The sequence below is a fragment of the Streptomyces diastatochromogenes genome (assembly GCF_002242805.1).
GTDB classification, from domain to species: domain Bacteria; phylum Actinomycetota; class Actinomycetes; order Streptomycetales; family Streptomycetaceae; genus Streptomyces; species Streptomyces diastatochromogenes.
This window is the reverse complement of sequence record NZ_MCGQ01000026.1, coordinates 171,926-184,657: the sequence shown is the minus strand read 5'-3', so window position 1 is coordinate 184,657 and position 12,732 is coordinate 171,926. Positions and strand designations below refer to the sequence as shown.

Here is a 12,732-nt window from a genome sequence, read left to right as displayed (position 1 = left end):
CCGGGGTGACCGACCGGGGTGACCGACCGGCAAGTATGGAGCCGGGATACCATCGCTGTCGCCATGCAGACGAATCCCGCATCTCCCACGTACTCCAGCCTGGTCGCGGTCGGCGACTCCTTCACCGAGGGCATGTCGGACCGGCTGCCCGACGGCTCCTACCGGGGCTGGGCCGACCTGCTCGCCACGCGGATGGCCGCCCGCACCCCCGGGTTCCGGTACGCCAACCTCGCGGTACGCGGCAAGCTCATCGGGCAGATCGTGGACGAGCAGATCGACGTGGCGGTCGCCATGAAGCCCGACGTGATCACCCTCGTCGGCGGGCTCAACGACACACTGCGGCCCAAGTGCGACATGGGTCGGGTGCGGGGCCTGCTGACGGAGGCCGTCGAGCGCCTGGCACCCGGCTGCCGGCAGCTCATGCTGATGCGCAGCCCCGGCCGGCAGGGCCCGGTGCTGGAGCGGTTCCGGCCGCGCATGGAGGAGCTGTTCGCCTGCGTCGACGAGCTGGCCGAGCGGCACGGCGCCCTGGTGGTCGACCTGTACGGAGCGCCGTCGCTGGCCGACCCGCGGCTGTGGGACGTCGACCGGCTGCATCTGACGGCCGAAGGGCACCGCCGGGTCGCCGAGGCCGTGTGGCAGACGCTCGGCTACGAGCCCGAGGACACCGATTGGCGCACGCCGATGCCGGCCACGCCGCCGCCGGGCTGGATGACGCGGCGGGTCGCCGACGCCCGGTTCGCCCAGCAGCACCTGCTGCCGTGGATCGGCCGCCGCCTGACCGGCCGCTCCTCCGGCGACGGCCGCCCGGCGAAGCGGCCGGAGCTGCTGCCGTACGAGGGTCAGGCGTAGCGTCCTTGCCATGACCACCCGGCTCGAGCGAAGCCGAGAGCCGCGGGAGGCTGGGACCTCCCCCGGCACCCGCTGTACAACCCGTTCGCCTACGACACCCCGAAGAGGAATCGGGACGGCACGCGCGCTGTGCCATGCCGACGTACTGGCGGAACTGGCCGACACGGACGAAGTGGCGCAGCTCTCGTAGCATCCGCCGAACAACCCCGTGGCGCTGGCCTGCACAAACCGCCAGTAGAATCTGGTCACGTGACTTCTGCGCCCGCCAAGCCCCGCATCCCGAACGTCCTCGCCGGACGCTACGCCTCCACCGAGCTCGCCACGCTCTGGTCGCCCGAGCAGAAGGTGAAGCTGGAGCGGCAGCTCTGGCTCGCCGTGCTGCGGGCCCAGAAGGACCTCGGGATCGAGGTGCCGGACGAGGCGATCGCCGACTACGAGCGCGTCCTCGACACCGTCGACCTGGCCTCGATCGCCGAGCGCGAGAAGGTCACCCGGCACGACGTGAAGGCGCGGATCGAGGAGTTCAACGACCTCGCCGGGCACGAGCACGTGCACAAGGGCATGACCTCCCGTGACCTGACGGAGAACGTCGAGCAGCTGCAGATCCGGCTGTCGCTGGAGCTGATGCGCGACCGTACGGTGGCCGTGCTGGCGCGCCTCGGCAAGCTGGCCGGCGAGTACGCCGAGCTGGTCATGGCCGGCCGCTCGCACAACGTGGCCGCCCAGGCCACGACCCTCGGCAAGCGCTTCGCGACCGCCGCCGACGAGCTGCTCGTCGCCCACGGCCGCGTCGAGGAGCTGCTCGGCCGCTACCCGCTGCGTGGCATCAAGGGCCCGGTCGGCACCGCGCAGGACATGCTGGACCTGCTGGGCGGGGACGCGTCGAAGCTCGCCGAGCTGGAGGACCGGATCGCGCGGCACCTGGGCTTCTCGCAGGCGTTCACCTCGGTCGGCCAGGTCTACCCGCGCTCGCTGGACTACGAGGTCGTGACCGCGTTGGTGCAGCTGGCGGCGGCGCCGTCCTCGCTGGCCAAGACCATCCGGCTGATGGCCGGGCACGAGCTGGTCACCGAGGGCTTCAAGCCGGGCCAGGTCGGCTCCTCGGCGATGCCGCACAAGATGAACACCCGCTCCTGCGAGCGCGTCAACGGCCTGATGGTGATCCTGCGCGGCTACGCCTCGATGACCGGCGAGCTGGCGGGCGACCAGTGGAACGAGGGCGACGTCTCCTGCTCCGTGGTGCGCCGCGTGGCCCTTCCTGACGCGTTCTTCGCCCTCGACGGCCTGCTGGAGACCTTCCTGACGGTGCTCGACGAGTTCGGCGCCTTCCCCGCCGTGATCGCCCGTGAGCTGGACCGCTACCTGCCCTTCCTCGCCACCACCAAGGTGCTCATGGGCGCCGTGCGCGCCGGGGTCGGCCGCGAGGTCGCGCACGAGGCGATCAAGGAGAACGCCGTCGCCACCGCTCTCGCGATGCGCGAGCAGGGCGCCGAGCGCAACGACCTGCTGGACAAGCTCGCCGGCGACGAGCGACTGCCGCTCGACCGGGACCAGCTGGCGGCCCTGATGGCCGACAAGCTGTCCTTCACCGGCGCGGCCGCCGCTCAGGTCGGCGTGGTCGTCGCCCGGATCGAGGAGATCGTCAAGCAGCACCCGGAGGCCGCCGGCTACACGCCGGGAGCGATCCTCTGACGCGCTTCACCCAGGCGGAACTGGAGGCCGCCCGCGACCGTCTCGTCCCCGACGTGGTCGCGGACGGTCTCCATGTGCTGTTCTGCGGCATCAATCCGGGGCTGATGACGGCGGCCACCGGCCATCACTTCGCCCGCCCGGGCAACCGCTTCTGGCCGGTGCTGCACCTGTCCGGTTTCACCCCGAGGCTGCTGAAGCCCGCGGAGCAGCAGGAGCTGCCGGCGTACGGGCTGGGCATCACGAACGTGGTGGCGCGGGCGACCGCGCGGGCCGACGAGTTGAGCGCCGAGGAGTACGTCGAGGGCGGGCGGCTGCTGACGGCCAAGGTGACGCGATGGCGGCCGAGGTGGCTGGCCGTGGTCGGGGTGACCGCGTACCGGGCCGCCTTCGGGGACCGCAAGGCTCAAGTGGGGCCGCAGGAGCGGACCATCGGGGACACGCGGGTGTGGGTGCTGCCCAATCCCAGCGGGCTGAACGCGCATTGGACGGCGGCGACGATGGCGGAGGAGTACGCGCTGCTGCGGGAGGCCGCGGGCGGTACGTCGGATCAGGGAGGATCCGTCTCGGTCACGACGCCGAGGAGTTGAAAGGGCAGCTCCTTGTCCCACTGGGAGACGCCGAGGGCGACCCAGCGGCCCGACTCGGCCGCCTCCCACAGGTGGACGTCCGGTACGTGTGCGCTGAGTTCGGCCCACGGCTCGGCTATGTCCTCGCCCTGCATCGTCCGGCCGAAGACGCTGCGCAGGCTGAAGTGCTGCGGCGGCCCCCATCGGTCGGTGAGCCGCTCTACGAGGCCGTCCCGGTCGGCCTCGTACTGGGCCGCCGTCTCCTGCCGGTCCGTGCCGTCGTCCTCCCAGAACTCGCCGCTCGTCCGTAAGGCGACTATGTGATAGCCGGGCCCGCCCTCGCCGTGCTCCGTCCTGCCGTGTGCCGTGGGGAACTCCCGGGCGCACAGCAGGTCGATGAGGGTGAGGCACTTCGCGATGTCCATGTGGTTGTCCATGTGATCCAGTAAAGCGGGCACCACTGACAATTGGCGGGCCGTCAGGCATGCCTGTGCCGGGCCGTCAGGCCTCCTGGCGCCGGGTCGCCGGAGCCCGGCACTCGCCGGGGTGGGCCCGGCCGAGTACGATCCGCCCAACACGCCCGCGAGCTGGGAGGACGGACGGTGGGGCAGCTGACCGGCGGCGATCCCTCGCTGCTGCGAAGGATCAATTCCGCGGTGGTGCTGCACGCGCTGCGGGCCACGGACTGCGCGACGCTCACCGAGATCACCCGGGTCACCGGTCTGTCCCGGCCGACCGTCGAAGGGGTCGTGGAAGGGCTGATCGAGGCGGGGCTCGTGGTCGAGAAGGCGGCCGAGGAGGGCACCGCCCGCCGCCAGGGGCGACCCGCCCGCCGGTTCCGGTTCCGCGCCGAGGCCGGGCATCTGCTGGGCCTGGAGATCGGCGCCCACCGGGTCGCCGCGCTCCTGTCCGACCTGGACGGACGGGTACTGGGCTCGCAGGCCAAAGAGGTGGACGAGACGGCCGAGGCGGACGAGCGGCTGGAGCGGCTGCGCGGCGCGGTCGCCGAGCTGCTGCGCCGGGCCGGGGTCGCGCGCGGTTCGCTGCGGGCGGTGGGCGTGGGCACACCGGGCATCGTGGAAGCCGACGGCACGGTACGGCTGGGCACGGCCCTGCCGCAGTGGACGGGCCTGAAGCTCGGCGAGCGGCTCAGCCGCTCCTTCAAGTGCCCGGTACTGGTGGAGAACGACGCCAACGCGGCGGCCGTCGCCGAGCACTGGAAGGGTGCGGCGACGGAGACGGACGACGTGGTGTTCGTGCTGGCCGGGCTCAGTCCGGGCGCGGGTTCGCTGATCGGCGGACGGCTGCACCGGGGGTACGGCGGGGCGGCCGGGGAGATCGGCGCGCTGCATCTGCTGGGCCGGGAGGTGACTCCGGAGACGCTGCTGTCCACCACCGACGAGCCGCTGCACCCGCTGGACGAGCAGGCGGTCGCCGAGGTGTTCGCGCTCGCCAGGAAGGGCGATCAGCGCGCGCGGGCGGCCGTCGAGCGGTTCATCCAGCGGCTCGTCCACGACGTGGCCGCGCTGGTGCTGGCCCTCGACCCGGAGCTGGTCGTGATCGGCGGCTGGGCGGCTGGCCTGGACGGCGTCCTCGATCCGCTGCGCCGCGAACTCGACCGCTACTGCCTGCGCCCGCCCCGGGTGGCCCTGTCCTTGCTGGGCGAGGCGGCCGTGGCCACGGGGGCGCTGCGCCTGGCCCTGGACCACGTCGAGGAGCAGTTGTTCGCAGTGGAGGGAACGGCGACGGCACGGCGGTGAGACCCGGCGCGCCCCGGCGGAGTTCCGGGGCGCGCGGGAAGGGTCGGAGAGGCCCTGGGGTTCAGGACTGTCGAGCAGACCCCAGGAGTCAGGAGGCCCGCTGCTCGGGGTCGTGGTGTATCTCCACGTCGGGCGAGTCGCCGAAGGTGAGCCGGCAGGTGTCGGCGCGGTAGGTCGCCACGGAGAGCGCCGCGGTACGGCCCCCGGCGAAGAAGCGGGTGGTGACGACCAGGACGGGCGCTCCGGGCAGCCGGTCGAGATCCTTGGCGTCGTCCGCGCGGGCCGAGCCCAGCTCGACGGCGCGGTCCTGGCCCTCCAGCTCGTGGCGCTGCAGCTCGCGCAGCACCGCACGCGCGCGTGCCGGGCCGGACGGGGCGTCGATCCCGGTCAGGTCGGGCACCGAGGCGGCCGGGACGTAGAGCAGTTCGGTGGCGACGAGCTGGCCGTGGGACATCCGGGAGCGGCGCACGATGTGCACGGTCTCGCCGGAGGCGGTCTCCAGGGCGGCGGCGACGGCCGCGGGCGGCGCGGACTGGTCGCAGTCGACCGGCTGCCAGGCGTCGTCGCCGGCCCCCGGCCAGATGTGCTGCTCGCTGCCGACGGCCACGCCCACGCGCGGGGGCGCGACGGTCGTGCCGACACCGCGGCGGCGCTGCAGCCGTCCCTCCAGCTCCAGCTGTTCCAGGGCCTGGCGGAGCGTGGCTCGGGCCACGCCGAAGCGGGCGGCGAGGTCGCGCTCGTTGGGCAGGATCTCGCCGACCGAGAACTCCGAGTCCAGTGCCTCGGTGAGCACGGTCTTGAGATGCCAGTACTTCGGTTCCGGCACCGATTCCAGCTGCGTGGTCCCCACCCTGTCCTCCGCAAGAGCCGTGGTCCGGCGGTTTTTAGCGCCCTTGTTTATTAAAGGTTGTTGCACTTATCTGCGACCATAGGGCGGCCGTCACCCTTGGTCAAGACCAATCCTCGATCCCTGGGGCAAGGGACGGGGGCGGCGCCGTGGAGCGTTCACGAGGCGTTCGTACGCCGCCATGAGGCGTTCGTACGCGGCCGCATGTGTGACATCGCGGCAAAGCCCTCGCCGTACGACGAGGGCTTTCGGGGGTGGTACGGCTCAGTGGCCGGCCAAGGACCGCAGCTTGTCGGGGTTGCGGATGATGTACACGGTGGTGATGCGACCGTCGGCAACATCCACCTGGAAGACGCTGTCGGGCTTGTCCCCCGACAGGGTGAGCACAGCGTGACCGCCGTTGACCTCGACGAGGCGGAAGGACAGGTCGAGCACGCCCTTTCCGGCGACGCCGACGAGGAAGCGGCCCACCTTGTCCGCGGTGTGCAGCATCCGCACCGGCGCCTTCGCCTTGCCACCGCTGTCGGCGACCAGCCGGACGTCGGGGGCGAGCAGGGTCATCAGCCCCTCCAGGTCCCCCTCGGCCGCGGCCGCGAGGAAGCGTTCGGTCAGGTCCCGGCGCTGGGCGGGGTCGACCTCGTACCGCGGCCGCCGCTCCTCGACGTGCCGGCGGGCCCGCCCGGCGAGCTGCCGTACGGCCGGCTCGCCGCGGTCGAGCAGGGCCGCGATCTCGGCGTACGGGTAGCCGAAGGCCTCCCTGAGGACGAAGACGGCCCGCTCCAGCGGCGACAGCGACTCCAGCACGACCAACACGGCGAGGGAGACGGAATCGGCGAGCAGGGCACGGTCCGCGGTGTCGGGGACGGTGCCGACGAAGTCGGTGGCGTACGGCTCGGGCAGCCACGGGCCGACGTACGCCTCGCCGCGTGCCCGCACCTGGCGCAGCCGGTCGATGGCCAGCCGGGTGGTGATGCGCACGAGGTAGGCGCGCGGTTCGCGGACCTCCTCGCGGTCGGCGCGGGACCAGCGCAGCCAGGCGTCCTGGACCACGTCCTCGGCGTCGGCGACACGGCCGAGCATGCGGTAGGCGACGCCCATGAGGAAGGGCCGGTGTTCTTCGAAGACGTCGGTCGTGGTGTCGGCGCTCACCGTCCCATCCCATCCGACACGCGCGGCGGTGTCCAGGTGGAATCGGCCCGTTCCGTACTGGTCCGGATCACAATGTCCGCGGACCGCCGGTGGCCGGCGGCCGGGGTCCGGGAGGTGACCGATGCGCTACGCGGTGCTGGGCACGGGCGAGGTGGGCCGCACGCTGGCCGGCCGGCTGGTGGAGCTGGGGTACGACGTGACCCTCGGGTCGCGGACGAAGGACAATCCGGTCGCGGTGGAGTGGGCCACGGCCGCGGGCGGCCGCGCGCACGCGGGTTCGTTCGCGGACGCGGCCGCGGTGGCCGACGTGGTCGTGAACGCGGTGGGCGGCCGGGTGGCGCTCGACGCCCTGCGGGCCGCGGGAGCGGAGCACCTGGACGGCAAGGTCGTGGTGGACGTCTGCAATCCCGTGGCGTTCGACGACGGTCAGCTGCGGCTGGACCCGGTGGAGTCCGACAGCGTGGCCGAGCAGATCCAGCGGGCGTTCCCCCGCGCGCGTGTGGTGAAGACGCTGAACACGGTCAACTGCCAGGTGATGGTGGCTCCGGGGCGGGTGCCGGGCGAGCACCATCTGTTCGTGAGCGGTGACGACGCCGGCGCCAAGCGGCAGGTGACGGAGCTGCTCGGGGAGTTCGGCTGGCCGGCCGAGCGGGTCCTGGACCTGGGCGGTGTCCGGTCGGCGCGGGCCGTGGAGATGCTGCTGCCGCTGTGGTTCACCCTCTTCCAGAAGTTCGGCCACGCGGACTTCAACTTCGAGGTGCGCCGGGAGCATTGAGGACGGCGCGGGCGCGGCGGCCCGACCCCAAGGGGCTACCCGTCGGTAGCAATTGCTGACAAGCTGTCTACGGCGTCCGTCAGCAGCCCAGACGAGGAGCACCCCATGTCCGCCACCGTCTCCTTCACGGTCCCCACTCCGCACGGCCCGAAGGACGTGACCGTCTCCTACGCGCGCGTGGGACGCGGTGAACCGCTGGTCCTGCTGCACGGCATCGGCCACCACCGGCAGGCCTGGGACCCGGTGGTGGACATCCTCGCGACGGAGCGCGACGTCATCGCCGTGGACCTGCCGGGCTTCGGTGCGTCCCCCGGCCTGCCGGCCGGCCTGGCCTACGACCTGCCCACGACCAACTCCGTGCTCGGCGCCCTGTTCGAGGCACTGGAGCTGGACCGCCCGCACGTGGCCGGAAACTCGCTGGGCGGCCTGCTGGCCCTGGAGCTGGGCCGCGAGAAGCGCGTACGGTCCGTCACGGCGCTCTCCCCGGCCGGGTTCTGGACCCAGCCCGAGCGGCGCTACGCCTTCGCGCTGCTCCTCACGATGCGGGGCATCGCGCAGCGGCTCCCGCTGCCCCTGGTGGAGCGACTGTCGCGCACGGCGGCCGGGCGCACCGCGCTGACGAGCACCATCTACGGCCGCCCCGCCCGCCGTTCACCCGAGGCCGTGGTCGCCGAGACGCTCGCGCTCGCGGGGGCCACCGGTTTCGACGCGACCCTGCGGGCAGGCAGCGCCGTCCAGTTCACGGACGATCTGCCGGGCCTGCCGGTCACCGTGGGCTGGGGCACCCGGGACCGGCTCCTCGTGCGCCGCCAGGGCGTCCGCGCCAAGACGATCATCCCCCACGCCCGGCTCGTGCGGCTGCCCGGTTGCGGGCACTGCCCGATGAACGACGACCCGGCGCTGGTCGCCCGTGTGATCCTCGACGGCAGCCGCTGAGACGGCAGCCGGTGACCGCCGTCGGCGTGCGGGGCGTCGCGCGGTGAGTGGGTGTCCGCCGACGGGGCCCAGCGCGCCGGAGCCGAGGGCGACCCCGGCGCCCACCAGGGCACTGCCCGCGGCCTGCGCGGGCCCGTAGGAGCCGGTGCCGACGAGCGGGGCGGTGCAGGCGGCGGCCACCGGGATGAGCCCGGAGAAGAGCGTGGCGCGCTCCGCTCCGAGCCGCTGCATGCCCATGTACCAGCACACGAACCCGATCACGGTGACGACCGCCGCCTGCCACAGCAGCGCGGCGGTCTCCGTGGCGTCGGGACGGCGCAGCCACGCTCCGCCGTCCAGGACCGCGCCGGTGAGCGCGGCCTCGACGACGGCGACGGCGCACACCGTCGCGGACAGCAGGCGCGGCCCGAGCGGCCGCAGTACCGGCACGGCGAGGACCGCGAACCCCACCTCACCGCCCAGCGCGCACGCCGAGAACGCGATCCCGGCCCCGTCCGTACGGCCCCAGCCCTGCACGGTGAACGCGCCGGCGGCGACGAGCAGCGCGCCGTGGAGCACCGCACGCTGCGGGCGGCGCCCGTCGAGGAGCGGGACGAGGACGGCGACGACGACCGGTGCGCAGCCGACGAAGACACCCGGGACCGCGGGTTCCGCGCCGCGTTCGGCGGCGATGACGGCCAGATTGAAGCCGACCATGCCGACGGCGGCCAGCAGCGCGAGGCGCAGCCACTGGCGGGCGCCGAGCGCGCGCAGCCGCAGGCCTGCGTCCCGTCCGGCGAGCGGGGCGAGCAGCAGGCAGGCCAGCGCGTAACGCAGGAACTGGCCCCCGGCGTACGGGTAGTGGCCCAGGACGCTGTTGGCGGTGAAGGATCCGCCGACGAGCACACAGGCGAGTGCGGCGAGCAGAGCGCCGCGGGTGGTGGCTTTCATGACCGTGACGCTAGGAAGCGGCGCGGTCCGGTTTAAGGTCCACTTCCATGACGTCATCGGGGACCAATGCGGCCGGTCTCACGGGCTCCGCCGCGTGGGAGCTGCTGCTGCCCGCGGCTTCGGCACCGGCACGCGCGCGTGGCCGTGCGCTCCAGGCTGCGCTGCGCGAGGCGATCCGCTCGGGCCGGCTCGCGCCGGACACCCGGCTGCCGTCCAGCCGGGACCTCGCCGCCGACCTCGGCGTGTCCCGGGGCTTGGTCACGGAGGCGTACGAGCAGCTGACGGCCGAGGGGTATCTGCGCAGCGGCCGGGGCGCGGGAACGTGGGTGGGCGACGCGGTACGGGCGGCCCGGCCCCGCGCGCGGGACCTCGCTCCCCGGTCCCCCGGCACCCGGGCCGACTTCGTCCCGGGGTCTCCGGACCTGTCGCTGTTCCCGCGGGCCGCCTGGGCCGCCGTACAGCGCGCCGTGCTGGCGGAGCTGCCGCACCACGACCTCGGCTACCCGGATCCGCGCGGGCTGCCCCGGCTGCGCACGGCGCTCGCCGGACTGCTCGCCCGCCGCCGGGGCGTGGTGGCCGACCCTGAGCGGATCGTGGTCGTCTCCGGTGTCGCCCAGGCGAGCGCCCTGGTCGGATCCGTGCTCCACGCGCGCGGGATGCGCACGATCGGGGTCGAGGACCCGGGCAGTCCGCAGCACGACGGCCTGTACGCGGCGGCCGGACTGGGTACCGTACCGCTGCCGCTGGACGAGGACGGCCTGGCCCTCGGCCCACTGCGCGGGTCCGGGGTACGGGCCGTGGTGACGACGCCCGCCCACCAGTACCCCACCGGGATCGCGTACTCGGCGCGGCGGCGTGCCGAACTGCTCGACTGGGTGCGGTCGGTGGACGGCCTGGTACTGGAGGACGACTACGACGGGGACTTCCGCTACGACCGCGCACCCGTGGGCGCCCTCCAGGGGCTCGATCCGGAACGCGTCGCCTACATGGGCTCGGTCAGCAAGTCCCTCGCCCCCGGGCTGCGGCTGGGCTGGCTGCTGGTACCGGCGGCCCTGGCGGAGGAGGTCGTGGAGCGCAAACGGACCATGGACCTCGGCCACCCCTCGCTCGATCAGGCGCTGTTCGCGCACTTCCTGGAGCGCGGCGACTACGACCGGCAGCTGCGCCGCTGCCAGCGCGCCTACCGGGAGCGGCGCGACGCCCTGGTCGGCGCCCTGGCCGAGCACTTCCCAAAGGCGCGGGTGTCCGGGATCGCCGCGGGCCTGCACGTCATCGCCGAACTGCCCGAACGGTACGGTCCGGAGGACGACTTCCTGGAGCGGGTCGCCGACGCCGGCATCGCCGTACGGCCGCTCAGCGCCTGCTCGCACGCGCGTACCGGTGACGGCGGTGTGCGGCTGGTGCTCGGGTACGCCCATCTGCCGCCGGCCCGGATCCGGGCGGGCCTGCGCCTGATGGCGGAGGCACTCGACGGCTGACCCCGGCCCGGCGTCCGGTTGTTCACTTGCGGTTTGCGTGCGCGCCGCAGCGCCCCAGTAGGTGTGGCTCTGCACACTGGCCGGATCCCGCTCCTGGAGGCGCAGCCATGTCCCACCGTCCCTTCCCCGGCCGCCGCAGCGTGCTGCGCGGCTCCCTCGCCGCGTCGGCGGCCCTGACCCTGCCCGCGGGCCTCGGCGCGGCACCGGCGTTCGCCCTCTCCGGCCGCCCCAAGGCGGGCTGGGGCGTGCAGACGGGTGACGTGACCGCCGACTCGGGCCTGGTGTGGGTGCGTTCGGACCAGCCGGCCCGGATGATCGTGGAGACCTCGGCCACCGAGTCGTTCCGCAACCCGCGCAGATGGCACGGCCCGCTGCTGGGCTCCGACACGGACTTCACCGGCACCACCCGGCTGCACGGCCTGCCGTCCGGCGAGCAGATCCACTACCGCGTGCTGCTCGCCGACCCGGACGACCCGCGCCGCACCGGTGAGCCCGTGACCGGCACCTTCCGCACCGCCTCCCGGCACCGCCGCGACGGCGTGCGGTTCCTGTGGTCGGGCGACCTGGCCGGCCAGGGCTGGGGCATCAACCCGGACGTCGGCGGTTACCGGATCTACGACGCGATGGCGAAGCTGGACCCGGACTTCTTCCTGTGCAGCGGCGACAACATCTACGCCGACGGCCCGATCAGCGCCACCCAGGCCCTGCCGGACGGCAGCACCTGGCGGAACATCACCACCGAGGAGAAGGCGAAGGTCGCCGAGACCCTCGCCGAGTACCGGGGCAACTTCCGCTACAACCTGCTCGACGAGAACCTGAAGCGGTTCAACGCCCAGGTGCCGTCCGTCATCCAGTGGGACGACCACGAGGTCCGCAACAACTGGTACCCGGGCGAGGTGATCGCCTCCACCGACACCCGGTACACCGAGAAGAGCATCGACGTGCTGGCGGCGCGCGCCCGGCGGGCGTTCAGCGAGTACTTCCCGGTCTCGACGCTGCGCCCGGGCGCCGAGGAGGGCCGCGTCTACCGCGTGCTGCGCCAGGGCCCGCTGCTGGACGTGTTCGTGCTGGACATGCGCACCTACCGCAACGCCAACTCGCCCGACAACCAGACCGTGGACCCGCAGGGCATCCTCGGCCGGGAGCAGCTGGAGTGGCTCAAGCGGGAGCTGTCCCGGTCACGTGCGGTGTGGAAGGTGATAGCCGCCGACATGCCGCTCGGCCTCGTGGTGCCCGACCCGATGGAGAGCAAGCCGAACTTCGAGGCGGTGGCGCAGGGCGACCCGGGCGCGCCGCTGGGCCGTGAGCTGCAGATCGCCGAGCTGCTGCGCTTCGTCAAGCACCGGCGGATCACCGGCACGCTGTGGCTGACGGCGGACGTGCACCACACCTCGGCCCAGCACTACCAGCCGGCGCGGGCCGCTTTCACGGACTTCGAGCCGTTCTGGGAGTTCGTCTCCGGACCGCTGAACGCCGGTGCGTTCCCGGCCAACGCGCTGGACAACACGTTCGGTCCGGAGCGGGTGTTCGTGAAGGCGCCGACCGCGTCGAACGTCTCGCCCGCCGGCGGCTACCAGTTCTTCGGCGAGGTCGACATCGACGGCGACAGCGGCGAACTGACGGTGCGGCTGCGCGAGCAGGACGGCACGGTGCTGTTCACGCAGACGCTGCAGCCGGGCCGGGTCGGCCAGTAGGGCATCGCGGGGCCGCCGGGTCCCGTACCCTCGAAGCCGTGCCGCGCACCGGC

The 12,732-nt window shown here is 73.2% G+C and carries 11 protein-coding genes and 2 pseudogenes; 9 read left to right on the top strand and 4 right to left on the bottom strand.

The genetic code is table 11. The features are described from left to right. The first annotated feature begins 63 nt into the window (after nt 1-63). The 4 genes and pseudogenes from BEK98_RS29025 to mug all read left to right on the top strand — a co-directional run bounded on the left by BEK98_RS29025 (nt 64) and on the right by mug (nt 3,131). The gene (locus BEK98_RS29025; RefSeq protein WP_094219634.1) at nt 64-852 is read left to right on the top strand and encodes an SGNH/GDSL hydrolase family protein; all 789 of its coding nucleotides are present in this window, start codon (nt 64-66) and stop codon (nt 850-852) included. Between the two features lie 45 nt (nt 853-897). Further along, nucleotides 898-981 (top strand): annotated as a pseudogene (locus BEK98_RS51345) (DUF4326 domain-containing protein); the annotation flags it as partial. 120 nt (nt 982-1,101) lie between these two features. Then, nucleotides 1,102-2,544 carry an adenylosuccinate lyase gene (purB, locus tag BEK98_RS29020; RefSeq protein WP_094219633.1) on the top strand — a complete coding sequence of 481 codons (1,443 nt, stop codon included), beginning with the start codon at nt 1,102-1,104 and terminating at the stop codon, nt 2,542-2,544. After that, the gene (gene mug / locus BEK98_RS29015; protein WP_208643264.1) at nt 2,541-3,131 is read left to right on the top strand and encodes a G/U mismatch-specific DNA glycosylase; all 591 of its coding nucleotides are present in this window, start codon (nt 2,541-2,543) and stop codon (nt 3,129-3,131) included. The genes purB and mug overlap by 4 nt, the downstream gene beginning before the upstream one ends. Here the strand turns inward: mug and BEK98_RS29010 are convergent. Beyond that, the gene (locus BEK98_RS29010) at nt 3,092-3,535 is read right to left on the bottom strand and encodes a hypothetical protein (protein WP_094219666.1); all 444 of its coding nucleotides are present in this window, start codon (nt 3,533-3,535) and stop codon (nt 3,092-3,094) included. The two genes, mug and BEK98_RS29010, sit on opposite strands and share 40 nt — an antisense overlap. A 177-nt stretch (nt 3,536-3,712) precedes the next feature. On the opposite strand from BEK98_RS29010, the gene BEK98_RS29005 reads away from it, so the two are divergent. After that, nucleotides 3,713-4,870 (top strand): ROK family transcriptional regulator, encoded by a 1,158-nt coding sequence (locus tag BEK98_RS29005; RefSeq protein ID WP_094219631.1) that lies wholly within the window; start codon nt 3,713-3,715, stop codon nt 4,868-4,870. A gap of 88 nt (nt 4,871-4,958) precedes the next feature. Here BEK98_RS29005 and BEK98_RS29000 read toward each other — a convergent pair whose 3' ends face one another. Continuing rightward, the gene (locus tag BEK98_RS29000) at nt 4,959-5,720 is read right to left on the bottom strand and encodes a GntR family transcriptional regulator (RefSeq protein ID WP_094219630.1); all 762 of its coding nucleotides are present in this window, start codon (nt 5,718-5,720) and stop codon (nt 4,959-4,961) included. A gap of 261 nt (nt 5,721-5,981) precedes the next feature. After that, nucleotides 5,982-6,866, bottom strand: a complete 885-nt coding sequence (locus tag BEK98_RS28995) for an RNA polymerase sigma-70 factor (RefSeq protein ID WP_094219629.1) — start codon at nt 6,864-6,866, stop codon at nt 5,982-5,984. A 121-nt stretch (nt 6,867-6,987) separates the two neighbouring features. On the opposite strand from BEK98_RS28995, the gene BEK98_RS28990 reads away from it, so the two are divergent. Then, nucleotides 6,988-7,641, top strand: a complete 654-nt coding sequence (locus BEK98_RS28990) for an NADPH-dependent F420 reductase (protein WP_094219628.1) — start codon at nt 6,988-6,990, stop codon at nt 7,639-7,641. A gap of 105 nt (nt 7,642-7,746) precedes the next feature. Then, nucleotides 7,747-8,577, top strand: coding sequence for an alpha/beta fold hydrolase (locus BEK98_RS28985; protein WP_094219627.1), 831 nt, complete (start codon nt 7,747-7,749; stop codon nt 8,575-8,577). A gap of 96 nt (nt 8,578-8,673) precedes the next feature. Here BEK98_RS28985 and BEK98_RS28980 read toward each other — a convergent pair. After that, nucleotides 8,674-9,507 (bottom strand): annotated as a pseudogene (locus tag BEK98_RS28980) (EamA family transporter); the annotation flags it as partial. 47 nt (nt 9,508-9,554) lie between these two features. On the opposite strand from BEK98_RS28980, the gene pdxR reads away from it, so the two are divergent. Beyond that, a complete protein-coding gene (gene pdxR / locus BEK98_RS28975) occupies nt 9,555-10,985 on the top strand; it encodes a MocR-like pyridoxine biosynthesis transcription factor PdxR (RefSeq protein WP_094219626.1) in 1,431 nt (476 codons plus the stop codon). A gap of 107 nt (nt 10,986-11,092) precedes the next feature. After that, a complete protein-coding gene (locus tag BEK98_RS28970; protein ID WP_094219625.1) occupies nt 11,093-12,679 on the top strand; it encodes an alkaline phosphatase D family protein in 1,587 nt (528 codons plus the stop codon). Nucleotides 12,680-12,732: the final 53 nt, after the last annotated feature.